Genomic DNA, 25,289 nt, shown 5'->3' on the forward strand with positions numbered 1-25,289 from the left:
CCCTTGTTCCTGCCGTTCGGGCCTGCCAGGGCCGTCTCATGGATCACATCCGCAACTTCTCCATCATTGCCCACATCGACCACGGCAAGAGCACGCTGGCCGACCGGATCATCCAGCGCTGCGGCGGTCTGTCCGACCGTGAAATGGAAGCGCAGGTGCTCGACTCGATGGACATCGAGCGCGAGCGCGGCATCACCATCAAGGCGCAGACCGCCGCGCTGCAGTACACGGCTCGAGACGGCCGCACCTACAACCTCAACCTGATCGACACGCCAGGCCACGTCGACTTCTCGTACGAGGTCAGCCGGTCGCTGTCGGCGTGCGAGGGCGCGTTGCTGGTCGTCGACGCCAGCCAGGGGGTGGAAGCGCAGACGGTGGCCAACTGCTACACCGCGCTGGACCTCGGCGTGGAGGTGGTGCCGGTGCTCAACAAGATGGACCTGCCGCAGGCGGACCCGGACAACGCCAAGGCCGAGATCGAGGACGTCATTGGCATCGACGCGGACGACGCCATCCCCTGCTCGGCGAAGACCGGCATGGGCATCGACGACATCCTCGAAGCGGTGATCGCCCGCATGCCGGCGCCGCGGGGTGATGCCGACGGTCCGCCGCGGGCGATGATCATCGACGCCTGGTTCGACAACTACGTCGGGGTGGTGATGCTGGTGCGGGTGGTCGACGGCCGCCTGGCCAAGGGCGAGCGCATCCGGCTGATGGCCACCAACACCGTCTACCCGATCGAGCACCTCGGCGTCTTCACGCCGAAGAGCGAGAACCGCGAGCAGCTTCGTGCGGGCGAGGTCGGCTTCGTCATCTGCGGCATCAAGGAACTGGCGTCGGCCAAGGTGGGCGACACCGTGACGCTGGAGAAGAAGCTGCCGAACAACGCGGGCCCGGCCACCGAGGCGCTGCCCGGCTTCAAGGAGATCCAGCCGCAGGTCTTCGCCGGCCTCTACCCCACCGAGGCCAGCGAGTACGACGCGCTGCGCGACGCGCTGGAGAAGCTCAAGCTCAACGACAGCTCGCTGCGCTACGAGCCCGAGGTGAGCCAGGCGCTGGGCTTCGGCTTCCGCTGCGGCTTCCTCGGCCTGCTGCACATGGAGATCGTGCAGGAGCGGCTCGAGCGCGAGTTCGACCAGGACCTGGTGACCACCGCGCCCAGCGTGATCTACGAGGTGGAGCTGAACGACGGCACCGTGCTGCAGGTGGAGAACCCCAGCAAGATGCCCGACCAGGGCCGCATCCGCGAGATCCGCGAACCGATCGTCAGCGTGCAGCTGTACATGCCGCAGGACTACGTCGGCCCGGTCATGACGCTGGCCAACCAGAAGCGCGGCATCCAGCTCAACATGGCCTACCACGGCAAGCAGGTGATGCTCACCTACGAGCTTCCGCTGGCCGAGATCGTGCTCGACTTCTTCGACAAGCTGAAGAGCGTGAGCCGAGGCTACGCGTCGATGGACTACGAGTTCAAGGAGTACCGCCCCGCCGACGTGGTGAAGGTCGACATCCTGATCAACGGCGAGCGGGTCGACCCGCTGGCCATGATCGTGCACCGGGCGCAGAGCCAGTTCCGCGGCCGCGCGGTGGCCGCCAAGATGCGCGAGCAGATCCCGCGGCAGATGTACGACGTGGCCATCCAAGCGGCCATCGGCGCCAACATCATCGCCCGCGAGAACATCAAGGCGCTGCGCAAGAACGTGCTGGCAAAATGCTACGGCGGTGACATCACCCGCAAGCGCAAGCTGCTCGAAAAACAGAAGGCCGGCAAGAAACGCATGAAGCAGATCGGAACGGTCGAGGTGCCGCAGGAAGCCTTCCTCGCCATCCTGCAAGTGGACGACTGATGGGAACGCTGACCGGACTGTTGTACGCGGGCCTGATCGTCTACCTCGGAGGCTGGTACCTGGGGCACTGGAGCGGCAACTTCTCGCTGCTGCTGTTCGTCCTCACCGTCGTCACGCTGGCGTACTGGCTGGCCGAGCGCTTCCGCTTCCGTCCGGCGCGCGAGGCCGCCGCCGCGCACCTGGAAGCCCAGACCGCCGCCCGTCGGGCCACGCTGGAACAGCAGGGCATCAAGCCCGACAGCCAGCCCATCGACGACGCGCGCCACCGCCTGCTGGCCCAGCCGTGGTGGCTGGATTGGACGGCGGGGCTCTTCCCGGTCATCCTGCTGGTCTTCCTGCTGCGCTCCTTCCTCTTCGAGCCGTTCAAGATCCCGTCCGGCTCGATGATCCCGACGCTGCAGGTGGGTGACCTCATCCTGGTCAACAAGTACCACTACGGCGTGCGGCTGCCGGTGATCAACAAGAAGGTGGTCGAGAACCACGACCCGCAGCGCGGCGACGTGATCGTCTTCCGCTACCCGGTCAACCCGGCGGTGGACTACATCAAGCGCGTGGTCGCCGTGCCGGGCGACGAGGTGGCCTACCTGAACCGGCGGCTGTCGATCAACGGCCAGCTGGTGCCGACGACCGCGCTGCCCGACGCCTACGACGGCGAGATCATGCGGTATATGCAGCAGTTCTCGGAAAAGCTCGGCGCGGTGGAGCATCGCATCCAGCTGCTGCCGCAGGCGGTGCCCTTCGACCCGCGGCGCACCTATGATTTCCCCTTCAAGGACCAATGCCGCTACAGCGCCGAGGGGATGGTCTGCAAGGTCCCCCCGGGCCACTACTTTGTCATGGGCGACAACCGCGACAACTCCGAGGACTCCCGCTACTGGGGTTTCGTGCCGGACGAGAACATCGTCGGCCGGGCCTTCCTGGTGTGGATGAACTTCGGCGACCTGGGTCGCATCGGTCGCTTCCACTGACGGGGCCGGGCCAATCGGTCGCCGCGGGCGGCTTTCATCGCATGCAAGCTCCCGGCCTCGCCCACTCCCAGCGCCTGCAGCGCGGCGTCACGCTCATCGGCCTGCTGTTCTGGGCCATCGTCATCGGCTTCGTCGCCGTCGTCGGCCTCAAGACCTTCCCCTCGGTCAACGAGTACCTGACCATCCGGCGGGCGGTCAACAAGATCGCCGACGGCGGGGCCACCACGGTGGCCGAGATCCGCTCCGCCTTCGACAAGCAGAAGGAGATCGAATACGCGATCTCCTCGATCTCCGGCAAGGACCTGAAGATCACCAAGGAGGACGAGCGGGTGGTCATCGCCTTCGCCTATGACAAGGAGATCGAGATCTACGGACCGGTCTACCTGATGATCAAATACGAGGGCCGCTCCCGCTGACCCCTCGTGCCGCAGGCGCGCCCCCCGCAGATGCGGCAGGCGCGCCGCCTGCTGCCACGGCCGGCGGGCCCCTCTTCGCAGGACTGCAGTACAACGCCGGCATGGACTCCCGACTCGACGCCTTGCAACACCGCCTGGGCCACCGCTTCGCCCAGCCGCGGCTGCTGGTGCGCGCCGTCACCCACCGCAGCCACGGCGCCGACCACAACGAACGGCTGGAATTCCTCGGCGACGCGGTGCTCAGCCTGGCCGTCTCCAGCCTGCTCTACGAGCGCTTCGCCGGCTCCGACGAGGGCGACCTCACCCGGGTGCGGGCGCACCTGGTGCGCGAGGACAGCCTGCACCGGGTGGCGCTGGCGCTCGGCCTGCCCGAGGTGCTGCTGCTGTCCGAGGGCGAGGCGCGCGGCGGCGGCGCGCAGCGCCCGTCCATCCTGGCCGATGCGGTCGAGGCGCTGATCGGCGCGACCTTCCTCGACGGCGGTTTCGCGCCGGCGCAGGCGCTGGTCAAGCGGCTGTTCGGCGAGCTGATCGACACCACCGACATCGACCGCTGGGCCAAGGACGCCAAGACCGAGTTGCAGGAATGGCTGCAGGCGCGCAAGCTGCAGGTGCCGGCCTACCGCATCGTGGCGACGCACGGCCAGGCCCATGCGCAGACCTTCGAGGTGGAATGTGCCGTCCCGGCGCTCGGCCTGGTCGAGCGCGGTCAGGGCAAGTCGCGTCGCTCGGCCGAGCAGGAAGCGGCCGGGTTGATGCTCGACGCCCTGCGCGCCAGCGACCGGCCCGGCGGCCCCCTGCGCTCCTGACGCCCCCACCCATGACCCTGCCCGACATCCCGGCCCCGGCCGATTCCGCGGCCACGGCGGCCGTTCCCGCCGCGGGCGAGGACCGCCGCTGCGGCCTCGTCGCCATCGTCGGCCGGCCGAACGTCGGCAAGTCGACGCTGCTCAACGCGCTGGTGGGGCAGAAGGTCAGCATCACCTCGAACAAGGCGCAGACCACGCGGCACCGCATCACCGGCGTGCGCACGCTGGACGGGGCGCAGTTCGTCTTCGTCGACACCCCCGGCTTCCAGACCCGCCACGGCGCGGCGCTCAACCGCACGCTCAACCGCACCGTGCTCGGCTCGCTGGCCGACGTCGACGCGGTGCTGTTCGTCGTCGAGGCCGGCCGCTTCGGGCTCGACGACGCCAAGGTGCTGGCCCTCCTGCCCTCCGACAAACCGGTGGTGCTGGTGGCCAACAAGCTCGATGCGGTGCAGCGCCGCACCGACCTGCTGCCCTGGCTGAAGGGCATGCAGGACCGCCATCCCTTCGCCGAGTTCGTGCCCCTGTCGGCGCACAAGCCCGCCGACGTCGAGCGGCTGCTCGGCATCCTCAAGCCCTACCTGCCCGAGCAGGACTGGCTGTACGAGGAAGACGCGCTCACCGACCGCAGCGAGCGCTTCCTCGCCAGCGAGCTGATCCGCGAGAAGCTGTTCCGGCTCACCGGCGACGAGCTGCCCTACACCTCCACCGTCGTCATCGACAAGTGGGAAGAGGAGGGCCACCTCCGGCGCATCGCGGCCAGCATCATCGTGGAGCGCGACGCCCACAAGGGCATGGTCATCGGCGCCGGCGGCGAACGGCTCAAGCGCATCGGCTCCGAGGCCCGGCAGGACCTGGAGCCGCTGCTCGACGCCAAGGTCTTCCTCGAGCTCTTCGTCAAGGTGCGCTCCGGCTGGGCGGCCGACGAGGACCACCTGCGCTCCTACGGCTACGAGTGAAAGCCAAGGGCGCCGGCGGGCAGCCGGCCTACCTGCTGCACCGCCACGACTGGAGCGAGACCAGCCTGGTCGTGCAGCTCTTCACCCGCGAGCAGGGTCGCGTGGTGGCGGTGGCCAAGGGCGCCAAGCGGCCCTATTCGCAACTGCGGCCGGTGCTGCTGCCCTTCCAGCGGCTGCAGGTGGCCTTCACCCGGGTCGCGGCCGACAGCACCGCCGAGGTGCTGACGCTCAAGACCGCCGACTGGGGCGGCACCGCACCGCTGCCGCCGGGCGCGGTGCTGTTCTCCGGCTTCTACCTGAACGAGCTGCTGCTCAGGCTGCTGGCGCGTCAGGACGCCCACCCGCGGCTGTTCGATGCCTACGACCAGACCCTGGCCGCGCTGCCCGTCGGGGGTGACGCGGCCGAGGCCGCGCTGCGCGCCTTCGAGCTGACCCTGCTGCGCGAGACCGGCCTGCTGCCCGACCTGGCCGGCGACACCGCCACCCAGCAGCCGCTGCGGCCGCAGGCCGGCTACCGGCTTCGACCGGAGCTCGGCGTGGTCGAGTCCCATGACGACACCGAGCCGGCGCTGCCCGGCCAGGCGCTGGTCGGCCTGGAAGCGGCGCTGCAGCACGGCAGCGTGGCCGCGCTGCAGGCCGCCTGCCGGCCGGTGCTGACGGCGCTGCGCAGCCAGCTGCGCGGCCTCGTTCACTATCATGTCGGCCCCGGTCCGCTCAAGAGCCGGCAGGTGCTGCTCGATGCGCAGCGGCTGCTCGACCGTCCCGCCACCGCCCGCGCATGAACCCCCTGGTCGCCCCCGAAGCCTTCGCACGCGGCGGCCGCACCGCGCTGTCGGTCAACCTGAACCGCGTCGCCTTGCTGCGCAACAGCCGGCCGCTGGACCTGCCGCGCATCACCGACGCGGTGGACTGGGTGATGACCGCCGGCGCCGACGGCATCACCGTGCATCCGCGGCCCGACGAGCGCCACATCCGCGCCGGCGACGTGCAGGCCATCGCCGGCCACCTGCGCACGCACTGGCCGCGGGCCGAGTTCAACGTCGAGGGCAACCCGCACCACAACCTGATGCCCTTCGTGCGCGCGCTGCGGCCGGCCCAGTGCACCTTCGTGCCCGACGCGGTCGAGCAGGCCACCTCCGACCACGGCTGGGCGCTGCCGCAGGCGTCTGCGGCGCTGGCGCCGCTGGTGGCCGAGGCCCGTTCGCTCGGCGTGCGCGTGAGCCTCTTCATGGACCCCGAGCCGGCGGCCATGCGGCTGGCCCGCGAGCTGGGCGCCGACCGCATCGAGCTGTACACCGAGGCCTATGCGCGGGCCCACGGCACGCCGCGGCAGGCCGAGGTGCTGGCGCGTTATGCCGAGGCCGCGCAGGCCGCCATCGCCGCGGGCTTGGGCGTCAACGCCGGCCACGACCTGAACCTCGACAACCTGGGCGACTTCCTGCGCGCCGTGCCGGGCGTGGAGGAGGTGTCGATCGGCCATGCGCTGGCCGTCGACGCGCTGCAGCTCGGTTATGCCGAGGCGGTGCGCCGCTACCAGCGCGCCATCCAGACGGCCTTCGCGCCGCGGGACACGGCCACGCCGTGATCGTCGGCATCGGCACCGACCTGTGCGACGTGCGCCGCATCGCGGCCACGCTGGAACGCCGCGGCGAGCGCTTCGCCGAGAAGGTGCTGGGCCCGAACGAAATCGAGGTCTGGCGCCGCCGCACGCGCCTGAACGCCACCCGTGGCCTGCGCTACCTGGCCACCCGCTTCGCCGCCAAGGAGGCCTTCTCCAAGGCCATCGGCCTGGGCATGCGCCTGCCGATGTGGTGGAACCGCTGCGAGGTGGTCAACGCCCCCGGCGGCCGGCCGCAGATCCGCCTGCACGGCGAGCTGGCCGACTGGTTCGACCAGCGTCGCCTGCAGGCCCACGTCACCCTCACCGACGAAGGCGACATGGCCGCGGCCTTCGTCATCGTCGAACAGACCAGCCCCCCATGAACCGAGACGACCTGCCCGAACCCGACTTCCCGGCGGCCCTGGTGCTCGACATCGCCGGCACCGCGCTGGATGACAACGACCGCCGGCGCCTGTCGCACCCGCTGGTCGGCGGCCTCATCCTCTTCGCCCGCAACTGGCGCGACCGGCGCCAGCTCACCGAACTCACGGCCGAGATCAAGGCGCTGCGGCCCGACGTGCTCGTCTGCGTCGACCACGAGGGCGGACGGGTGCAGCGCTTCCGCACCGATGGGTTCACCCACCTGCCGCCGATGGCCGCCTTCGGCGAGCTGTGGATGCAAGACGCCATGGCCGCCACCGACGCGGCCACCGCGGCCGGCTACATCCTGGCGGCGGAGCTGCGGGCCTGCGGCGTCGACTTCAGCTTCACCCCGGTGCTGGACCTGGACCATGGCGCCAGCGGCGTCATCGGCGACCGCGCCTTCCACCGCGACGCGCGGGTGGCCTCGCTGCTGGCCAAGAGCCTGGTGCACGGCCTGCTGCGCGCCGGCATGGCGAGCTGCGGCAAGCACTTCCCCGGCCACGGCTTTGTCACCGCCGACTCGCACGTCGACGTGCCGGTGGACAAGCGCTCGCTCAAGGCCATCCTGGCCGACGACGCGCGGCCCTACGGCTGGCTGGCGACCAGCCTCGACAGCGTGATGCCGGCGCACGTCATCTACCCCAAGGTCGATGCGCAGCCGGCCGGCTTCTCACGGCGCTGGCTGCAGGACATCCTGCGCGGCCGGCTCGGCTTCACCGGCGCCATCTTCAGCGACGACCTCAGCATGGAAGGCGCCAAGGTCGCCGGCAGCACGCTGGACGGTGCGCTGGCGGCGCTGGACGCCGGCTGCGACCTCGTGCTCCTGTGCAACCAGTCCCCGGTGGATGGAGGCCAGGCCATCGACGAACTGATCGACGGCCTGATGCAGGCGCGGGACGACGGTCGCTGGCAGCCCGAGCCGATGAGCGAGCCGCGCCGGCTGGCCCTGCTGCCGCAGACCGAGCCGCTGCCCTGGGACGAGCTGATGCACCAGCCGGCGTACCTGCAGGCGGTGGCTCGGCTGCCCTGAGGCCGCGCCGGCGCCCATGAAAAAGGCCGCCCCGAGGGGCGGCCTTTTCACACCGGCGGAGCGGGTCAGCCCTGCGGCGTGTCGAACGGCATGCGGACCTGCGCCAGGTCCTTGCGCGTCTCCACCAGCACCAGCGGGCCTTCGTCGGGCACGACCACGGGCGGGCGCTCGCGCGGCACGTGCGCCGGCTTCGGCTCGGCGGCCATCGCCGCCTGGACCGCCGACACCTTGGCGGCGTCCGAGGCCACCCACTGCAGCCCCGCCGCTTCGGCCACCGAGCGCAGGTCGCTCTCCGGCAGCACGAAGGGCTGCGCCGGCGCGGCCGCTGCGGGTGCCGGCGCGGCCGCTGCGGGTGCCGGCGCGGCCGCTGCGGGTGCCGGCGCGGCCGCGGGCGGAGGCTCGGCCACGGCGGTCGGGGCGGCCGGCGCCGCGGGGGCGCCTGCGGCACCACGGCGGCCACCGGCTCGGCCGCCGCCGTCACCGCGTCCTGCAGCGGGTCGCCGTGCACCGGCATGTCGGGTGACGGCCGGACGCCGGCCAGCTCGGCGCTGGTGGCCGCGTCGACGGTGGCGCCGGCGTCCTCGCCACGGGGGCGGTCGCGGTCGCGTCCACCACGCCGTCGGCGGGACGGCGCTCCGCCGTCCTCCGACGCTGCCTCGTTCCGCTCGCCGGCCGGGGCGCGCTCGGCGACCAGGTCACCGGCCTGCGCCGCGATCAGGTCGGCCTGTGCCTCGGTTCCGGCGGGGCGGGGGGCTCGCCGTCCGGCTCGGTGCCCGACGTGGGACGCGAGGCCGCGGTGAAGGGCGCGTCCTGCGTCTCCCACCAGGCGCGGCTGCCGCCACCGGCCGCGGCGGCGGCCGGCGGCTCGGCCGTTTCGCGGGCCTCGGCCGCCGGCGTCGCCGGCCGGTCGCCGGTCGGGTCCAGGCCTTCGGCGACCGCGCCGTCCTGGCCGGCCTCGTCGCGGTCGCGGCCACCACGGCGGCGACGGCGGCGTCCACCGCGCTCCGCGTTGTCGCCGCTCAGGCCCTCGCCCTCGACCACGGCCCCTTCGGTGAGGGTGGTGGGCAGGGCCTCGGCGGCGGCGCCCTCCTGCGCGGCCAGCGTGTCGACCTCGGTGGGTCGGCGGTCGCGACGGTCGCGCCGTCCCCCTTCGGGGCGGCGCTCCTCGGCGGGCCGGGTCTCGGTCGTCGCCCCGTCGGTCGGGGCCAGCGTGGCGCTGCCCTCGGCCAGCTTGGCCTCGGCCGGGCGGCGCTCGCCGCGGCGGCCGCCGCGCTCGCCACGTTCACCGCGCTCGCCACGTTCACCGCGCTCACCCCGTTCGCGCCGCGCTTCCTCCGGACGGGCTTCGCCGCCCTGGCGGCTGGCCTCGCGGCCTTCGCGCGGCTCGCGGCCTTCACGGCCGCTGTCGCCACGGCCGTCGCGCCGGCGGCCGCCGTCGCCACCGCCATTGCGCCCACCGCGTCGGCCACCGTCGCGTTCACCGCGGCCGTCACGGCGCGCCCCTTCGGCCGGGGTCGGCGTGGCCGGGGTGGCCGCCGTGGCGGCCATCGGCGCCGGCGCGGGCTCGGGCGCGGCGAACAGGCGCTTGACCCAGCCGAAGAAGCCGGCGCCGGCGGCGGGCGCCAGCGACACCGGCGCGCCGCCAGGCAGGCGGGCGTGCGCCACCGGAGGCGGCGGTGCCGGCACCGGGGCGGGTGCGGGCGCAGGGACCGGCGCCGGTTTCGGCGCCGCGATGGGCGCCGGCTGCTCGGGCAGGATGCCCTTGATCACCGGCTCCTGCTTGGGCTTGGCCTTCTCGCGGCGGGTGATGCCGACCTCGTCGTCCGGCTCCTCGATCATGGTGTAGCTGGCCTGCAGGTTCTCCAGCCGAGGGTCGTCGTGGCGCAGGCGCTCCAGCTTGTAGTTCGGCGTCTCCAGGTGCTTGTTGGGCACCAGGATGACCGTCGTGCGCTGCTTCAGCTCGATCTTGGTGATCTCGGTGCGCTTCTCGTTGAGCAGGAAGCTGGTCACCTCCACCGGCACCTGCACGTGCACGGCGGCGGTGTTCTCCTTCATCGACTCCTCCTGCACCATGCGCAGGATCTGCAGCGCCGAGCTCTCGGTGTCGCGGATGTGGCCGGTGCCGTTGCAGCGCGGGCAGGTGATGTGGCTGCCCTCGCTGAGCGCCGGGCGCAGCCGCTGGCGCGACAGCTCCAGCAGGCCGAACTTGCTGATCGAGCTGAACTGCACCCGGGCGCGGTCCTGGCGCAGCGCGTCGCGCAGCCGCTGCTCCACCTCGCGGCGGTTCTTCGACTCCTCCATGTCGATGAAGTCGACGACGATCAGGCCGCCCAGGTCGCGCAGCCGCATCTGGCGCGCGATCTCGTCGGCCGCCTCCAGGTTGGTGCGGAAGGCGGTCTCCTCGATGTCGCCGCCGCGGGTGGCGCGCGCCGAGTTCACGTCCACCGACACCAGCGCCTCGGTGTGGTCGATGACGATGGCGCCGCCCGCCGGCAGGTTCACCGTGCGGCTGAACGCCGTCTCGATCTGGTGCTCGATCTGGAAGCGGCTGAACAGCGGCGCGTCGTCGCGGTAGCGCTTGACCCGTGGTGCCAGCTCCGGCATCACGTGGTTCATGAACTGCATCGCCTGATCGTAGATGTCGTCGGTGTCGATCAGGATCTCGCCGATGTCGGCGGTGAAGTAGTCGCGGATGGCGCGGATGACCAGCGACGACTCCTGGTAGATCAGGAAGGCGCCCTTGCCCGCCCTGGACGCCTCGTCGATGGCCGTCCACAGCTTGAGCATGTAGTTGAGGTCCCACTGCAGCTCGGCCACCGAACGGCCGATGCCGGCGGTGCGCGCGATGAGGCTCATGCCCTTCGGGTACTCCAGCGCCTCGAGGTTCTCCTTCAGCTCCTCGCGGTCCTCGCCCTCGATGCGCCGGCTCACGCCGCCGCCGCGCGGGTTGTTCGGCATCAGCACGAGGTAGCGCCCGGCCAGGCTGACGAAGGTGGTCAGCGCCGCGCCCTTGTTGCCGCGCTCCTCCTTCTCCACCTGCACCAGCAGTTCCTGGCCTTCGCGGATGACGTCGCCGATGCGCGCGCTGCGGGCGTCGGCGCCTTCCTTGAAGTAGGTCTTGGAGATTTCCTTGAAGGGCAGGAAGCCGTGGCGGTCCTCGCCGTAGTCGACGAAGCAGGCTTCGAGCGAGGGCTCGACCCGCGTCACCACCGCCTTGTAGATGTTGCCCTTGCGCTGTTCGCGCCCCTCGATCTCGGTCTCGAAGTCCAGCAGTTTCTGGCCATCGACGATGGCCAGGCGACGCTCTTCCTGCTGCGTCGCGTTGATCAGCATGCGTTTCATCCGCACTCCTCGTGCGGCCTGCGGTGCGGCTTTGGGCCGCGGCCGCCAGGCCGCTGACATCACACCGCCGTCCGGCCCCGGTTTTTCAACAGCGAGGCTGCGGGCGACCCAATCGATGCACGAGATGCACGCGGAAGAAACCGAGGGTGGAATCGCCCTGGACTGCGGTGGCCGGCAGCGCCGGTCACTCAGAGCAGCGTTGGCGCCGGGCGTGTCGCCGTTCGCCGGGCTGCGGTCCCGCCCCGGCCGGACGCGAACGGGGCCGCGGCCGGCACGGCGACAAGCCGCACCCGCCGGCGATGCCGGTCGGTCAGGTGGAGGAGGGGGAAGCCCATGCGGACGAGGAGCACGTTTGGAGGCCACAGGCCGGACACGCGGTCCGACCTGCAAGCCCGTCAACCTTGGGGTTCGGCACTTCGCGCCGACTACAGGCGGCAAAGGGGCCGTGGTTCTTCAGGGGCGGGGATCTCTTCCGCCGGCCCCATGGGCCGCCGCGCGCCGCTGTGGCAGGTCGCGCTTGCGGCCGTTACGGACCGGCGTTGCATCACCTTTTGGCGCTGATGCGCCAACCTCGTGGCGCCGGGTGGGCCGAGTAAACTTCGGCAAATCAACCACTTACGGCAGTCACTTGGTCCGCGCGATTATAGGGGGCAATGCCGCATCCCCGGCCGCCTCCCCGGGTGGGCCTCCGGCGACCCCGCCGCCGGCCGTGCGCCGCATCACGGTGGACGACGCGTCCGACGGCCAGCGCCTGGACAACTTCCTGCTGCGCCAGCTCAAGGGCGTGCCGAAGACCCATGTCTACCGGCTCATCCGCAGCGGGGAGGTGCGTGTCAACAAGGGCCGCGCGGCGGCCGACACCCGGCTGGCGCTGGGCGACGAGGTGCGCATCCCGCCGGTGCGGGTGGCCGCACCCGCCGCATCGGCCGAAGACGCCCCGCCGGCCCCGCCCCGGGCGTTCCCGGTGCTGTTCGAGGACGAGCACCTGCTGGCGCTGGACAAGCCGTCGGGCGTGGCGGTGCACGGCGGCTCCGGCGTCGCCTTCGGCGTCATCGAGCAGCTGCGGCGGGCGCGGCCCGAGGCACGTTTCCTGGAACTGGTGCACCGGCTCGACCGCGAGACCTCCGGCGTGCTGCTGGTGGCCAAGCGGCGGCCGGCGCTGGTCGCCCTGCAGGACCAGTGGCGCGCCCGTGGCCCGGCCAAGACCTATGCCGCCCTGGTGCCCGGCGCCTGGCCCGCGTCGCGCAAGGTGATCGACGTGCCGCTGCACAAGTACCTCGACGGCCAGGGCGAGCGGCGGGTGAGGGCGGTGACCGCCGACGGCGACCCGCAGGCCGAGGACGCCCGGCGTTCGATCAGCCTGGTCCGCATCGTGCAGCGCTTCGCGCACTTCACCCTGCTGGACGTCACCATCAAGACCGGCCGCACGCACCAGATCCGCGTGCACCTGGCGCACGAGGGGCACGCCATCGTCGGCGACGACAAGTACGGCGACTTCGCGCTCAACCGGGCGCTGGCGCGGGGGTTGCCCTGGCCGGCGGTGACGGACGGCCCGGCGCCCCCGCGTTTCGACCGCATGTTCCTGCACGCCAGGCACCTCGGCTTCGACCACCCGGTCAGCGGCGAGCGGCTGACGCTCGAATCCCCGCTGCCGGCCGACTGCCAGCGGCTGCTGGAGGCCCTGCCGTGACGCACCCGCGGCCCGACATGAACTTCGAGTTGATCGTCTTCGACTGGGACGGCACGCTGTTCGATTCCACCGCGCTGATTGCACGCTGCATCCAGGCGGCCTGCCGCGACCTCGGCGTGGCCGTGCCCAGCGACGCGCAGGCGGCGTTCGTCATCGGCCTGGGCCTGCAGGACGCGCTGCAGACGGCCGTGCCCGACCTCCCGGTGGCGCGTTACGGCGAGCTGGGCCGGCGCTACCGCGAGCACTACTTCGCGGAGCAGCACGCCATCGGCCTCTTCGATGGCGCCCTCGACCTGTTGCAGGCGCTCAAGGCACGCGGCCACCGGGTGGCGGTGGCCACCGGCAAGAGCCGGCGCGGGCTGGACGAGGCGCTGCGGAACACCCGGCTGCACGGCCTCTTCGACGGCACCCGCACCGCCGACGAGACCGCCTCCAAGCCGCACCCGCAGATGCTGCTGGAGCTGATGGCCGCGCACGGGACCGAGCCCGAGCGCACGCTGATGATCGGCGACACCACGCACGACCTGCAGATGGCGGCCAATGCCGGCACGCCGGCGGTGGCGGTGGCCTACGGCGCCCACGAGCCGGCGCGGTTCGCCGAGCTCAGGCCCCTGCACGTGGCCCATTCGCTGGCCGACCTGCACCGCTGGCTCGACGACCATGCCTGAGACACGGCCCGAGGCCGACGGCCTGCGGCTGTGCGAGTCCGCGGCGCTGACCGAGGACGGTCCGGCGCTGCTCTTCGACGTGCGGCAGTACGGCCGGCCGCTGCGCGCCTTCGCGCTGCGCCACCGCGGCCGGGTGGTGGCCTACCTCAACCGCTGCCTGCACGTGCCGGTGGAACTGGACTGGCAGCCGGGCCAGTTCCTCGACGCCGAGCGCCAACACATCGTCTGCGCGGTGCACGGTGCCACCTACGACCCGCAGGACGGCCGCTGCGTGGCCGGGCCGGGTGGCCGCGGCCGCCTGACGGCCGTCGAGGTGCGCGAGGTCGACGGCCGGGTGTATTGGTATCCTTCCCGCGACATCCGGCCGGCCACCGACACGGTGCCCGACGCGCCTCCCCCGAGAGATTCCCATGACCCCCGATGACGACCTGCGCGCCGGCGCGTCCGCCCCGGCGCCCGTGCCCATGACCACCACCGGTCGACCGGGCCTGGACGGCGCGCTGGAGACCCTGGCCACCGAACTGCTGCGCGAGCGCCGCCGCGAGCGCCGCTGGCGCATCTTCTTCCGCTTCGCCTGGCTGCTGCTCGGGCTGGTGCTGGTGGTCGGCGCCGCGCAGCAGCGGCTGCGCACCACCGCCCCCCACCGGGCCGCACACCGCCTTGGTGGAGGTGCGCGGCGAGATCGACAGCGAGGGCGAGGCCAGCGCGGAAGCCATCGTCTCCGCCCTGAAGAGCGCCTTCGAAGACCCCGGCGCGCGCGGCGTGATCCTGCGCATCAACTCGCCCGGCGGCAGCCCGGTGCAGGCCGGCATCGTCTACGACGAGATCCGGCGGCTGAAGGCGCTGCACGACAAGAAGGTCTACGCGGTGGTCGAGGAGATGTGCGCCTCCGGCGCCTACTACATCGCCGTGGCGGCCGACGAGATCTACGTCGACAAGGCGTCCATCGTCGGCTCCATCGGCGTGCTGATGGACGGCTTCGGTTTCACCGGCCTGATGGACAAGCTCGGCGTGGAGCGCCGGCTGCTCACCGCCGGCGACAACAAGGGCATGCTCGACCCCTTCTCGCCCGAGAACCCGCGCCAGCGCGCGCTGGCGCAGGCCATGATCGACCAGATCCACCAGCAGTTCGTCCGGGTCGTCAAGGAAGGCCGCGGCGAGCGGCTGAAGGAAACGCCCGACACCTTCTCCGGCCTGTTCTGGAACGGCGAGCAGGCCGTGCAGCAGGGCCTGGTCGACCACTTCGGCAACCTCGACTTCGTCGCCCGCGAGGTGATCAAGGCCGAGGAGGTGGTGGACTACACGCCCAAGGAGAACGTCGCCGAGCGCCTGGCCAAGCGCTTCGGCGCCGCGGTCGGCGCCGGCGCGGTGAAGGCGCTGCGCGCGCTGTCGCCGCTGCGCTGAACCCGTGCCCGAGGCGCTTCCAGCCTACGAGGCGTTGGCCGAGCGCCAGCGCCGCCTCTACCGGCTGGAACACCTGCAGTCGCTGGCCGCCTGGGACCGCGCGGCCGGCATGCCGCCCAAGGGCGCCGAGGCCCGTGCCGCGGCGATGGGCGAGATGGCGGCGCTGCTGCACGGGCTGCGCACCGACACGGCCCTCGGGCCGCTCATCGACGCCGCGCAGGCCGAGCCGCTGGACGGCTGGCAGCAGGCCAACCTGCGTGAGCTGCGCCGGGAATGGCGCCGGGCCACCGCGCTGCCGCAAGCGCTGGTCGAGGCGCGGTCGCTGGCGGCCGCGCGCTGCGAGCATGCCTGGCGCCGGCAGCGGCCGGCCAACGACTGGGCCGGCTTCCTCGAGCACTTCCGGCCGCTGCTGGCCCTGGTGCGGGAGGAGGCCGAGCGCCTGGGCGACTCGCTGGGCCTGGCGCCCTACGACGCGCTGATCGACGGCTACGAGCCGGGCATGACGGCCGCCCGCATCGGCGAGGTGTTCGACGACCTGCGCGGCTGGCTGCCGGGGCTGATCCGCCGCGTCCGCGAACGACAGGCCGGTGAACCGGTGGTGCCGCCCGCCGGCCCCTTCCCGGTCGCGCAGCAGAAGGCGCTCGGCCTGGCGGTGATGCGCCGGTTGGGTTTCGACTTCGACGCCGGCCGGCTGGACGAAAGCGCCCATCCTTTCTCCGGCGGCGTGCCGGAGGACGTGCGGCTGACCACCCGCTACCGCGAGGACGACCTCATCCAGGGCCTGATGGCGACGGTGCACGAGACCGGCCACGCCCGCTACGAGCAGAACCTGCCAAGGGCCTGGCTGGGCCAGCCGGTGGCGCAGGCGCGGTCGATGGCGCTGCACGAGAGCCAGAGCCTGGCCTTCGAGATGCAGCTGGGCTGCAGCCGCGGCTTCGCCCGGCTGCTGTCGCCGCTGCTGTCGGAGCACGTCGGCCCGCAGGCCGCCTTCGAGCCGCTCGCGCTGCACCGCCTGCTCACGCGGGTCCAGCCGGGCCGCATCCGCGTCGAGGCGGACGAGGTGACCTATCCCGCGCACGTGCTGCTGCGCTTCGACCTCGAACGCGCCCTCATCGCCGGCGAGATCGCCGCCGACGACATCCCCGCGCACTGGGACGCGGCCATGCGTTCGCTGCTGGACCTCGACACCCGCGGCGACTTCCGCGACGGCCCGCTGCAGGACGTGCACTGGCCCGAGGGCCTGTTCGGCTACTTCCCCTGCTACACGCTGGGCGCGATGTACGCCGCGCAGTGGTTCGCCGCCTTGCGGCGCGAGCAGCCCGACGTCGACGACCGCATCGCCGCTGGCGACCTGCAGCCGCTGTTCGGCTGGCTGCACGACCGCATCTGGTCGCAGGGCAGCCGCTGGACCACCGACGAGCTTGCCGTCCAGGCCAGCGGCGAGCCGTTGAACCCGGCGCATTTCAGGGCGCACCTCGAGGCGCGCTACCTCGGCGGCTGAACGCGCGTCCGACGGCGAAGGCAAGGGTTTCCTACAATGCCCGCGCCTCCGCCACCTGCACGAAGAGCCCGCCCATGAGCACCGCCATCCCCGCCTCCACCGACGACGGCCTGGCCCACATCAAGCCGCGCGAGAAGGCCGAGATCCTGGCGCAGGCGCTGCCCTACATCCGGCAGTTCCACGGCAAGACCATCGTCATCAAGTACGGCGGCAACGCCATGACGGACCCGGCGCTGCAGCAGGACTTCGCCGAGGACGTGGTGCTGCTCAAGCTGGTGGGCATGAACCCCGTGGTGGTGCACGGCGGCGGCCCGCAGATCGACGAGGCGCTGGCCAAGATCGGCAAGAAGGGCACCTTCATCCAGGGCATGCGCGTCACCGACGAGGAGACGATGGAGGTCGTCGAATGGGTGCTCGGCGGCGAGGTGCAGCAGGACATCGTCGGCCTCATCAACTTCGCCGGCGGCAAGGCGGTGGGCCTCACCGGCCGCGACGGCGGCCTCATCCGCGCGCGCAAGCTGAAGATGATCGACAAGGACGACCCGACCAAGGAGCACGACGTCGGCCAGGTCGGCGAGATCCTGGCCATCGATCCCTCGGTGGTGAAGGCGCTGCAGGACGACCAGTTCATCCCCGTCATCAGCCCGATCGGCTTCGGCGAGGACAACGAGAGCTACAACATCAACGCCGACGTGGTGGCCGGCAAGCTGGCCGAGGTGCTCAAGGCCGAGAAGCTGATGCTGCTGACCAACACGCCCGGCGTGCTGGACAAGCAGGGCACGCTGCTGACCGACCTGAGCGCCCGCGAGATCGACGAGCTGTTCGCCGACGGCACCATCTCGGGCGGCATGCTGCCGAAGATCGCCTCGGCCCTGGACGCGGCCAAGAGCGGCGTCAACGCGGTGCACATCATCGACGGCCGGGTGCCGCACGCCATGCTGCTGGAGATCCTGAGCGATCAGGCCTACGGCACGATGATCCGTTCGCATTGACAAGGCCCCCACGCTTGCGGCTTCGCCGCGGCGCTGCCCCCAAGGGGGCTGGCCGGCCTTGGGGCGGCCCGGCGACCGGCCGACCCCTCGGGTCTGGCTGTTCGACCTCGACGACACGCTGCACGACGCCAGCGGCGCCGCCTTCGGCGGCATCAACGAGGCGATGACGGCCTACATCGCCGAGCGGTTGTCGCTCACCCTGGAGGACGCGCAGGCGCTGCGCACCCGCTACTGGCGGCGCTATGGCGCCACGCTGCTCGGCCTGCTGCGGCACCACGACGTCTCGGCCCCGCACTTCCTCGAACAGACGCACCGCCTGCCGGGGTTGGAGGACCGCCTGCGCCGGCACCCGCACGACGCGGCGGCGCTCAACGCGCTGCGCGGCCGCAAGTACGTCCTGACCAACGCACCCCTGGCCTACGCCGAGCGGGTGCTGCGCGCGCTCGGCCTGCGCCACCTGTTCGACGGCCTGATCCCGGTGGAGCGCATGCGCATGTTCGGCCACTGGCGGCCCAAGCCCGACCGCCGCATGTTCCGCCAGCTGCTGGCGCGGCTGCGTGTGGCGGCGTCGCAGTGCGTGCTGGTGGAGGACACCCTGGACCACCAGAAGGCGGCCCGCGGCGTCGGTCTGAAGACGGTGTGGATGCAGCGCTGGGGCGCGGCCGGCCGGCCCGGCGTGCCGCCGCCGCGCCGGCGCCGAAGGCCGTCCTACGTCCATGCAAGAATCGCCTCGCTGCAACGCCTGCGACGACACCGGTGGTGACCCCTTCGTGGATGCCCGAGACGCCCGCACCGGCCCCGCCGGCGGACGGCAGCGCATCCGCCACCGACCCGGCGCCCGGGGCCCACACCGCCGCCGTCGCTGACGTGGCCGCCGAGGCCGCCGCCCGCAAGCGCCCCCGTCCCGGCGAACGCCGCCTGCAGATCCTGCAGACGCTGGCGACGATGCTGGAGGAACCCGGCGCCGAACGCATCACCACCGCCGCCCTGGCCGCGCGCATCGGCGTCTCGGAAGCGGCCCTCTACCGCCACTTCAGCGGCAAGGCGCAGATGTTCGAGGCGCTGATCGACTTCATCGAGGCCAGCGTCTTCGGCCTGCTGCGCGAGGTGGCGGAGCGCGAGCCCGCCCCCGGCGCCCAGGCCGGCCGCATCGTGCGGGTGCTGCTGCAGTTCGGCGAGCGCAACCCGGGCCTGACGCGGGTCATGGTCGGCGATGCGCTGGTCTACGAGCACGAACGCCTGACCGCCCGCATGAACCAGTTCTTCGACCGCCTGGAATCGACGCTGCGCCAGTGCCTGCGCGCGCATGCCGAGGCGATGGGCTCGACCACGCCGACGGTCGATGCGCAGGGCCGCGCCTCGGTGCTGCTGGCCTTCGCTCTCGGCCGGCTGCAGCGCCATGCGCGCTCCGGCTTCCGCCGCCCGCCCGGCGAGCACCTGGACGTCGCGCTGCGCCTGCTGCTGGCATGACCACCGGCCTGGAGGTGACGCTCGGCGCCGTGCCCGCGCTGCTGTTGGCCGACAAGGCGCTGTGGTTGCCTCGTCGGCGCTGGCTGCTGGTGGCCGACGTGCACATCGGCAAGGCGGTGAGCTTCCGCCGCCTGGGCGTGCCGGTGCCGCACGGCACCACCGCCGACACCCTGCAGCGGCTGGAGGCGCTGGTGCAGCGCTGGTCGCCCGAGCGGCTGGTGGTCCTGGGCGACTTCCTGCATTCGGCCCGCGCCCGCGCGCCGGGCACCATGGACGCATTGGCCGGCTGGCGCCGCCGCCGTGCGGCGCTGCCGATCACGCTGGTGCGCGGCAACCACGACGACCGCGCCGGCGACCCGCCGGCGTCGCTGGGCATCGAGGCGGTGGACGGGCCGTTGCACGTCGACGGGCTGGCGCTGGCGCACGAGCCGCGGCCGCGGCCGGGCGTGCACGTGCTGGGCGGCCACCTGCACCCCTGCGTGCGGCTGGGCACCGGCTTCGACCGGCTGCGGCTGCCCTGCTTCTGGTTGGGCCGCGAGACGACGGTGCTGCCGGCCTTCGGTGCCTTCACCGGCATGCACCCGGTGCGGCCGGCCGACGGCGACGACGTGGTGGCGATCGCCGACGGCCGCCTGGCGCGCCTGCCGCGGACGGCACGGTCCTTCGCGGCCGGTTAAGCCACGCCCAGCCGGCCGGCCAGCCAGCGGCTCATGCCGCTGGCCGGGTCTTCCAGCCCGTGCAGCGCGGTGAAATGGTCGGCGCCCGGCTGCGGCATCAGTTCGCCCTCGTTGCCGGCGTCGCGCCACGCGGCGTGGAAGGTGGTCGACTGGCGGGCGAACTCGGTCGACTCCGCACCGCCCCAGGTGATGAGCGCGGGCGTCGCGCAGCGCCGCACCCGGCCCAGCGGCGAGCAGCGCTGCACCATGCCCTCGTCCAGCTGCAGCGCGGGCTGCAGGTACGACCAGCGCAGCGGCCGCAGGTCGTAGACGCCGCTCACCATCAGCGCCGCGGCACAGGGGTCGTCGGGCAGGCCGTAGTCCTCGGCCCAGCGGGTGTGCAGGCACATGGCGGTGAGCTGCGCGCCCGCGGAGTGCCCGCCCAGCGCGATGCGCGACGGGTCGCCGCCGTGGTCGGCGATGTGGCGCCACACCCAGGCCAGCGCCGCACGCGCCTGGCGCACGATCTCGTCCAGCGTCACCGTGGGGCAGAGCGCGTAGTCCACCACCACGGTGGTGATGCCCAGCGGCCGCAGGCCGAGCGCGATGCCGCTGAAGTCCTTCGACGACCGCGCCCGCCAGTAGCCGCCGTGCAGGAAGACGAAGACGGGGGCGCCCGGCCGCTCGGCGGGGAAGATGTCCAGCGTCTCGGCGCGCGTCGGGCCGTAGGGCACGTCCAGCCGCGACGGCAGCCGCTGCCGCGCGGTCAGGGCCTGCGACTCGTAATGGGCCAGCGCCGCGGCCGCCTGCGCGGGCGAGGTCACCGGGTTGTACTGGGCGTCGATGTCGGCCTGGCTGGTGAACTGTCGGTAGAGGGGCGGTGTGGGGGTCGGCATGGCGCGGATCCTGGCACAGCGCCGCCGCCTCGGCAGCGCCGGGAACGCCGGGGTGGCTTGGCTACACTGCCGCGCTTTCGTCGCGCCATGACCGCTTCCACCGCATCCCTCGAGGCGCTGCTCCAGCGCGCCGACGCGCTGCTCGACCGCCTCGACGCCTGGTTGCCGCGACCGCTGGCGGCACCCGACTGGTCGGCGGCCATCGCATTCCGCTACCGCAAGCGCGGCGCGCAGGCCTGGCTGGAGCCGGTCAAGCACCTGGCCGCCATCGCGCTGGACGACCTCAAGGAAGTGGACGGCCAGAAGGAACGCCTGGTGCGCAACACCGCCCAGTTCGTCGCCGGCCGCCAGGCCAACAACGTGCTGATGACCGGGGCCCGCGGCACCGGCAAGAGCTCGCTGGTGCGCGCCTGCCTGCAGGCCTTCGCGCCGCAGGGCCTGCGGCTGATCGAGGTGGACAAGGCCGACATGGTGGACCTGCCCGACCTGGTGGCGCTTGTCGCCGGCCGTCCCGAGCGCTTCGTCGTCTTCTGCGACGACTTGAGCTTCGACGAGGGCGAGCCCGGCTACAAGGCGCTGAAGTCGGTGCTCGACGGCTCGGTGGCCGGCGGCGGCGACAACCTGCTCGTCTACGCCACCAGCAACCGCCGCCACCTGCTGCCCGAGTACATGAAGGAGAACCTCTCCTACACCCACACCGAGGACGGCGAGGTCCACCCCGGCGAGGTGATCGAGGAGAAGATCTCGCTGTCCGAGCGCTTCGGCCTGTGGCTGAGCTTCTACCCGTTCAGCCAGGCCGAGTACCTGGCCATCGTCCTGCAGTGGCTGGCCCACTTCGGCGTGCCGCACGAGGCCTTCGCGGACGCACGGCGCGAGGCGCTGGTGTGGGCGCTGGAGCGCGGCTCGCGCTCGGGCCGGGTGGCGCAGCAGTTCGCGCGCGACTTCGCGGGCCGCGACGCGTCGCAGGCGCCCGCCGCCGCGCCGGTCCCGATCCGCGAACTGGGCGAGGGTCCCGAGGAACTCGACGATGCCTGACCGCACACCGGTGGAGGTGGCCGTCGGCGTGTTGATCGCCCCCGACGGCCGTTTCCTGCTGACCAGCCGGCCCGAGGGCAAGCCCTACGCCGGCTACTGGGAGTTCCCGGGCGGCAAGCTCGAGGCCGGCGAGACGGTGGCACAGGCCCTGCGGCGCGAGCTGCACGAGGAACTGGGCATCACCATCGGCGCCGCACGGCCGTGGCAGGTGGAGGTGGTCGACTACCCGCATGCGCGGGTGCGGCTCAACTTCTGCAAGGTGGTCGACTGGCAGGGCGAGTTCGAGATGCGCGAGGGGCAGCAGATGGCCTGGTGCGGCCTGCCGGTCGCCGTGCGGCCGGTGCTGCCCGGGACCCTGCCGGTGCTGCGCTGGTTCGCCGAGGAGCGGGGCTTCATGGGGCCGACGCACCTCGACTGATTAAACTGGGTCGATGGACTGGCTCGACGCCGTGAAATGGGACGACCGCGGCCTGGTGCCGGCGATCGCGCAGGAGCTCGGCAGCAACGACGTGCTGATGGTGGCCTGGATGAACCGCGAGGCGCTGGCCGCCACCGCCGAGCGCGGCCAGGCGGTCTACTGGAGCCGTTCGCGCAACCGGCTGTGGCACAAGGGTGAAGAATCCGGCCACGTGCAGCAGGTGCACGAGATCCGGCTCGACTGCGACGAGGACGTGGTGCTGCTGAAGGTCACCCAGCACGGCCACGATCCCTCCATCGCCTGCCACACCGGCCGCCACGCCTGCTTCTTCCAGCGGCTTGAAGCCACGGCCGACGGCCGCACCTGGCGTGCGGTGGAGCCCGTGCTGAAAGACCCGTCGACCATCTACCCCGGCCAGCCATGACACCCACCTCGCAGGACGTGCTGGCGCGGCTCGCCGCCGTCATCGCCGAGCGCCGCAGCGGCGACCCCGACAAGAGCTACGTCGCCCGCCTGTTCCACAAGGGCCCCGACGCCATCCTGAAGAAGATCGGCGAGGAGGCCACCGAGACGGTGATGGCGGCCAAGGACGGCGATCGCCAGAAGATCGTCTACGAGGTGGCCGACCTGTGGTTCCACACGCTGCTGGCGCTGGAGGCCTTCAACCTGAAGCCGGCCGACGTGCTGGACGAACTGGCCCGTCGCGAAGGGCTGTCGGGGCTTGAAGAGTTCGCCGCGCGCAAGGCCCAGGCGCGCGAAGCCGGAGAGTCGCGATGAACGGTGTCGTGGAATTGGAGCCGCGGCGCGAGAAGTCGCTGCGCACGGTCGGGCACATCAGCTACGCGCTGCACGCCGTCGTGGCGCTGGGTGCCGTGCTGCCGGGCGTGCAGGGCAGCGTGCTGCTGCTGGTCATCGCGTTCGCCATCGACCTGTTCAAGCGCGACGAGGCCCGCGGCAGCTGGCAGGAGAGCCACTTCCGCTGGCGCATCCGCTCGGTGCTGTTCTGCGGCCTGGCCTACCTGCTGACCGCGCCGCTGTGGCTGGTCTTCCTGCTGCCGGGGTGGATCGCCTGGGGCGTCATCTCCCTGTGGTTCGCCTGGCGCATCGTGCGCGGCTGGCTGGCCCTGTCCGATCAACGTCCCATGCCGGTCCCCACATGACATCCGATCCCACCTGCATCTTCTGCAAGCTCGTCGACGGCCAGATCCCGTCGAAGAAGGCGCACGAGGACGCCGACACGCTGGCCTTCCACGACATCCGCCCGGCGGCGCCGGTGCACCTGCTGATCATCCCGAAGGCGCACCTGTCGTCGCTGGCCGAGGCCACCGAGGCCGACCAGCCGATGCTGGGCAAGCTGCTGCGGCTGGCGCCCGAACTCGCCCGCCAGCACGGCCTGCACAACGGCTTCAAGACGGTGGTGCACACCGGCAAGGGCGGCGGGCAGGAGGTGTTCCACCTGCACCTGCACGTCATGGGCACGCCGGGGCCCGCACAACCCTGAAGGCCCGCGGGGAACGTCACGTTCACCGCATGGCCTTGCCCCCGGGAGCGCCGCGGGCGCTCCCCTAGAATCCCATCCTTCTTCAGGAGATTTCCCCATGGGATCGTTCAGCATCTGGCACTGGTTGATCGTGCTGCTGGTGGTCGTGCTGATCTTCGGCACCAAGAAGCTCAAGAACATGGGCTCCGACCTCGGCTCCGCGGTGCACGGCTTCAAGCAGGGCGTCAAGGGCGGCGAGGCCTCGGCGGCCGCCGACGCCGAGGCGCTGACCAACGCCAAGACGGCCAACCCGCCGGCCGGCGAGACGGTGGACGTCGAGGCGCGCCGCAAGTCGTGATGTCGGGTCGCGGCACGCCCGGTCCATGATCGACTTCGGCTTCGACAAGCTGGCCCTCATCGGCGCGGTGGCGCTGATCGTCATCGGGCCCGAGCGCCTGCCCAAGGTGGCCCGCACGGTCGGGCACCTGGTGGGCCGGGCGCAGCGTTACGTCGCCGACGTCAAGGCCGAGGTCAACCGCTCCATCGAGCTCGAAGAGCTCAAGAAGATGAAGACCCAGTTCGAGGACGCGGCGCGCGACGTCGAGTCCACGGTGAACCAGCACGTGCACCAGACGCAGCAGCAACTGGACTCGGCCTGGAAGGACGACGCCGACACGCCGGCCATCGGCGGCAGCGGGTTCGACGACACGCCGCTGGCCACGCCGGTGCCCGGCCACCGGCCGGTGAAGAAGAACTGGCGGCTCAAGCGGTCGGCCGTGCCGCGCTGGTACAAGCAGCGGCAGGGCGTGCGCACCCGGGCGCTTTCCGGTGCCGCCCGCGTGGCCCGCTTCCGCGCCCCCGGCCCGCGCTGAACCTCCCGTCCCGATGAGCGCAAAACCAGACGGCCAGGACGAACTGGCCGGCACCGAGCAGCCCTTCGTCGAGCACCTGATCGAGCTGCGCGACCGGCTGGTGCGCGCGCTCATCGCGGTGGGCGTGGTGTTCGGCGTGCTCTGCCTGTGGCCGAGCCCGGGCGTGCTCTACGACCTGATGGCCGCGCCGCTGGTGGCGCACCTGCCGGCCGGCGCGACGCTGATCGCCACCAACGTCATCTCGCCGTTCCTGGTGCCGCTGAAGATCACCATGCTCGCCGCCTTCATGGTGGCGCTGCCGGTGGTGCTCTACCAGGTGTGGGCCTTCGTCGCGCCGGGCCTGTACAGCCACGAGAAGAAGATGGTGCTGCCGCTGGTGGTGTCCAGCACGCTGCTGTTCTTCGCCGGGGTGGCCTTCTGCTACTTCTTCGTCTTCGGCCAGGTGTTCAAGTTCATCCAGGGCTTCGCGCCGAAGAGCATCACCGCGGCGCCTGACATCGAGGCCTACCTGAGCTTCGTGCTGACCATGTTCATCGCCTTCGGCGCCGCCTTCGAGGTGCCGGTGGCGGTGGTGCTGCTGGCGCGCATCGGCATCGTCAGCGTCGACAAGCTCAAGGCCTGGCGCGGCTACTTCGTGGTCGCGGCCTTCATCGTCGCGGCGGTGATCACGCCGCCGGACGTGGTGTCGCAGCTGGCGCTGGCGATCCCGATGTGCCTGCTCTACGAGGTGGGCATCTGGGCGGCGCAGCTGTTCATCAAGCACACCGCCGCGCCGGTCGAGGAAGAGAAGAAGACGGCGGCGTGAGGAGCGCCGCC

Annotated in this window: 28 protein-coding genes and 3 pseudogenes; 28 read left to right on the forward strand and 3 right to left on the reverse strand. The window is 71.9% G+C overall.

What is annotated here, in order from left to right:
* The first annotated feature begins 38 nt into the window (after positions 1-38).
* From lepA to nagZ, 9 genes are all read left to right on the forward strand, one after another.
* Complete coding sequence (lepA, locus tag LRS07_RS05830; protein WP_260501034.1) at positions 39-1,847, forward strand: translation elongation factor 4; 1,809 nt, start codon at positions 39-41, stop codon at positions 1,845-1,847.
* Positions 1,847-2,815, forward strand: a complete 969-nt coding sequence (gene lepB / locus LRS07_RS05835) for a signal peptidase I (protein ID WP_260501035.1) — start codon at positions 1,847-1,849, stop codon at positions 2,813-2,815. The genes lepA and lepB overlap by 1 nt, the downstream gene beginning before the upstream one ends.
* A 41-nt stretch (positions 2,816-2,856) precedes the next feature.
* On the forward strand, positions 2,857-3,231 hold the full coding sequence (locus tag LRS07_RS05840) for a DUF4845 domain-containing protein (RefSeq protein WP_260501036.1): 375 nt from the start codon (positions 2,857-2,859) through the stop codon (positions 3,229-3,231).
* Between the two features lie 101 nt (positions 3,232-3,332).
* Positions 3,333-4,037: a ribonuclease III gene (gene rnc / locus LRS07_RS05845; RefSeq protein WP_260501037.1), complete on the forward strand. Its 705-nt coding sequence runs from the start codon at positions 3,333-3,335 to the stop codon at positions 4,035-4,037.
* Positions 4,038-4,048: 11 nt separating this feature from the next.
* The gene (gene era / locus LRS07_RS05850) at positions 4,049-4,996 is read left to right on the forward strand and encodes a GTPase Era (RefSeq protein WP_260501038.1); all 948 of its coding nucleotides are present in this window, start codon (positions 4,049-4,051) and stop codon (positions 4,994-4,996) included.
* Positions 4,993-5,778 carry a DNA repair protein RecO gene (gene recO, locus LRS07_RS05855; RefSeq protein WP_260501039.1) on the forward strand — a complete coding sequence of 262 codons (786 nt, stop codon included), beginning with the start codon at positions 4,993-4,995 and terminating at the stop codon, positions 5,776-5,778. The genes era and recO overlap by 4 nt, the downstream gene beginning before the upstream one ends.
* Entirely contained in the window at positions 5,775-6,581 is an 807-nt protein-coding gene (locus LRS07_RS05860) for a pyridoxine 5'-phosphate synthase (protein ID WP_260501040.1), read from the forward strand. The genes recO and LRS07_RS05860 overlap by 4 nt, the downstream gene beginning before the upstream one ends.
* Complete coding sequence (gene acpS / locus LRS07_RS05865) at positions 6,578-6,979, forward strand: holo-ACP synthase (RefSeq protein WP_260501041.1); 402 nt, start codon at positions 6,578-6,580, stop codon at positions 6,977-6,979. The genes LRS07_RS05860 and acpS overlap by 4 nt, the downstream gene beginning before the upstream one ends.
* Entirely contained in the window at positions 6,976-8,049 is a 1,074-nt protein-coding gene (nagZ, locus tag LRS07_RS05870) for a beta-N-acetylhexosaminidase (protein ID WP_260501042.1), read from the forward strand. The genes acpS and nagZ overlap by 4 nt, the downstream gene beginning before the upstream one ends.
* Before the next feature lie 65 nt (positions 8,050-8,114).
* Here nagZ and LRS07_RS05875 read toward each other — a convergent pair whose 3' ends face one another.
* Complete coding sequence (locus LRS07_RS05875; RefSeq protein ID WP_260501043.1) at positions 8,115-8,456, reverse strand: hypothetical protein; 342 nt, start codon at positions 8,454-8,456, stop codon at positions 8,115-8,117.
* A 307-nt stretch (positions 8,457-8,763) separates the two neighbouring features.
* Positions 8,764-11,391, reverse strand: coding sequence for an Rne/Rng family ribonuclease (locus LRS07_RS05880; protein WP_260501044.1), 2,628 nt, complete (start codon positions 11,389-11,391; stop codon positions 8,764-8,766).
* A gap of 709 nt (positions 11,392-12,100) precedes the next feature.
* On the opposite strand from LRS07_RS05880, the gene LRS07_RS05885 reads away from it, so the two are divergent.
* From LRS07_RS05885 to pdeM, 9 genes and pseudogenes are all read left to right on the forward strand, one after another.
* Positions 12,101-13,081: an RluA family pseudouridine synthase gene (locus tag LRS07_RS05885; protein ID WP_260501045.1), complete on the forward strand. Its 981-nt coding sequence runs from the start codon at positions 12,101-12,103 to the stop codon at positions 13,079-13,081.
* A gap of 17 nt (positions 13,082-13,098) precedes the next feature.
* Entirely contained in the window at positions 13,099-13,749 is a 651-nt protein-coding gene (locus LRS07_RS05890; protein ID WP_260502050.1) for an HAD family hydrolase, read from the forward strand.
* Positions 13,742-14,173 (forward strand): Rieske (2Fe-2S) protein, encoded by a 432-nt coding sequence (locus LRS07_RS05895; protein WP_260501046.1) that lies wholly within the window; start codon positions 13,742-13,744, stop codon positions 14,171-14,173. Before LRS07_RS05890 ends, LRS07_RS05895 begins: the two co-directional genes overlap by 8 nt.
* Positions 14,160-15,153 (forward strand): annotated as a pseudogene (locus LRS07_RS05900) (S49 family peptidase). The gene LRS07_RS05895 and the pseudogene LRS07_RS05900 overlap by 14 nt, the downstream one beginning before the upstream one ends.
* A gap of 4 nt (positions 15,154-15,157) precedes the next feature.
* Positions 15,158-16,654 carry a carboxypeptidase M32 gene (locus LRS07_RS05905; RefSeq protein ID WP_260501047.1) on the forward strand — a complete coding sequence of 499 codons (1,497 nt, stop codon included), beginning with the start codon at positions 15,158-15,160 and terminating at the stop codon, positions 16,652-16,654.
* A 74-nt stretch (positions 16,655-16,728) separates the two neighbouring features.
* On the forward strand, positions 16,729-17,646 hold the full coding sequence (argB, locus tag LRS07_RS05910) for an acetylglutamate kinase (RefSeq protein WP_260501048.1): 918 nt from the start codon (positions 16,729-16,731) through the stop codon (positions 17,644-17,646).
* 58 nt (positions 17,647-17,704) lie between these two features.
* Entirely contained in the window at positions 17,705-18,409 is a 705-nt protein-coding gene (locus tag LRS07_RS05915) for a pyrimidine 5'-nucleotidase (protein WP_260501049.1), read from the forward strand.
* Positions 18,410-18,420: 11 nt separating this feature from the next.
* Positions 18,421-19,116, forward strand: a complete 696-nt coding sequence (gene slmA, locus LRS07_RS05920) for a nucleoid occlusion factor SlmA (RefSeq protein WP_409450629.1) — start codon at positions 18,421-18,423, stop codon at positions 19,114-19,116.
* Complete coding sequence (gene pdeM / locus LRS07_RS05925; RefSeq protein WP_260501051.1) at positions 19,113-19,793, forward strand: ligase-associated DNA damage response endonuclease PdeM; 681 nt, start codon at positions 19,113-19,115, stop codon at positions 19,791-19,793. Before slmA ends, pdeM begins: the two co-directional genes overlap by 4 nt.
* Here the strand turns inward: pdeM and LRS07_RS05930 are convergent.
* Positions 19,790-20,668, reverse strand: a complete 879-nt coding sequence (locus LRS07_RS05930; protein WP_260501052.1) for an alpha/beta hydrolase — start codon at positions 20,666-20,668, stop codon at positions 19,790-19,792. The genes pdeM and LRS07_RS05930 overlap by 4 nt on opposite strands.
* Before the next feature lie 87 nt (positions 20,669-20,755).
* On the opposite strand from LRS07_RS05930, the gene LRS07_RS05935 reads away from it, so the two are divergent.
* The 10 genes and pseudogenes from LRS07_RS05935 (at position 20,756) to tatC (ending at position 25,278) form a co-directional block, all read left to right on the forward strand.
* Positions 20,756-21,703: an ATP-binding protein gene (locus LRS07_RS05935; RefSeq protein ID WP_260501053.1), complete on the forward strand. Its 948-nt coding sequence runs from the start codon at positions 20,756-20,758 to the stop codon at positions 21,701-21,703.
* A complete protein-coding gene (locus LRS07_RS05940) occupies positions 21,696-22,121 on the forward strand; it encodes an NUDIX domain-containing protein (RefSeq protein ID WP_260501054.1) in 426 nt (141 codons plus the stop codon). The genes LRS07_RS05935 and LRS07_RS05940 overlap by 8 nt, the downstream gene beginning before the upstream one ends.
* Before the next feature lie 13 nt (positions 22,122-22,134).
* Positions 22,135-22,545: a phosphoribosyl-AMP cyclohydrolase gene (gene hisI / locus LRS07_RS05945; protein ID WP_260501055.1), complete on the forward strand. Its 411-nt coding sequence runs from the start codon at positions 22,135-22,137 to the stop codon at positions 22,543-22,545.
* On the forward strand, positions 22,542-22,898 hold the full coding sequence (locus LRS07_RS05950; RefSeq protein ID WP_260501056.1) for a phosphoribosyl-ATP diphosphatase: 357 nt from the start codon (positions 22,542-22,544) through the stop codon (positions 22,896-22,898). Before hisI ends, LRS07_RS05950 begins: the two co-directional genes overlap by 4 nt.
* Positions 22,895-23,281, forward strand: a complete 387-nt coding sequence (locus tag LRS07_RS05955; RefSeq protein ID WP_260501057.1) for a DUF4870 family protein — start codon at positions 22,895-22,897, stop codon at positions 23,279-23,281. The genes LRS07_RS05950 and LRS07_RS05955 overlap by 4 nt, the downstream gene beginning before the upstream one ends.
* The gene (locus LRS07_RS05960; protein WP_260501058.1) at positions 23,278-23,622 is read left to right on the forward strand and encodes a histidine triad nucleotide-binding protein; all 345 of its coding nucleotides are present in this window, start codon (positions 23,278-23,280) and stop codon (positions 23,620-23,622) included. The genes LRS07_RS05955 and LRS07_RS05960 overlap by 4 nt, the downstream gene beginning before the upstream one ends.
* 97 nt (positions 23,623-23,719) lie before the next feature.
* Entirely contained in the window at positions 23,720-23,959 is a 240-nt protein-coding gene (gene tatA, locus LRS07_RS05965; protein ID WP_260501059.1) for a Sec-independent protein translocase subunit TatA, read from the forward strand.
* A gap of 25 nt (positions 23,960-23,984) precedes the next feature.
* A pseudogene (gene tatB / locus LRS07_RS22190) lies at positions 23,985-24,213 on the forward strand (Sec-independent protein translocase protein TatB); the annotation flags it as partial.
* Positions 24,214-24,311: 98 nt separating this feature from the next.
* Positions 24,312-24,473: pseudogene (gene tatB / locus LRS07_RS22195) on the forward strand (Sec-independent protein translocase protein TatB); the annotation flags it as partial.
* Between the two features lie 13 nt (positions 24,474-24,486).
* Positions 24,487-25,278, forward strand: a complete 792-nt coding sequence (gene tatC, locus LRS07_RS05975) for a twin-arginine translocase subunit TatC (protein ID WP_260501061.1) — start codon at positions 24,487-24,489, stop codon at positions 25,276-25,278.
* The last annotated feature ends 11 nt before the right edge of the window (positions 25,279-25,289 follow it).

Source organism: Aquabacterium sp. J223 (assembly GCF_024666615.1).
Lineage (GTDB): Bacteria > Pseudomonadota > Gammaproteobacteria > Burkholderiales > Burkholderiaceae_C > J223.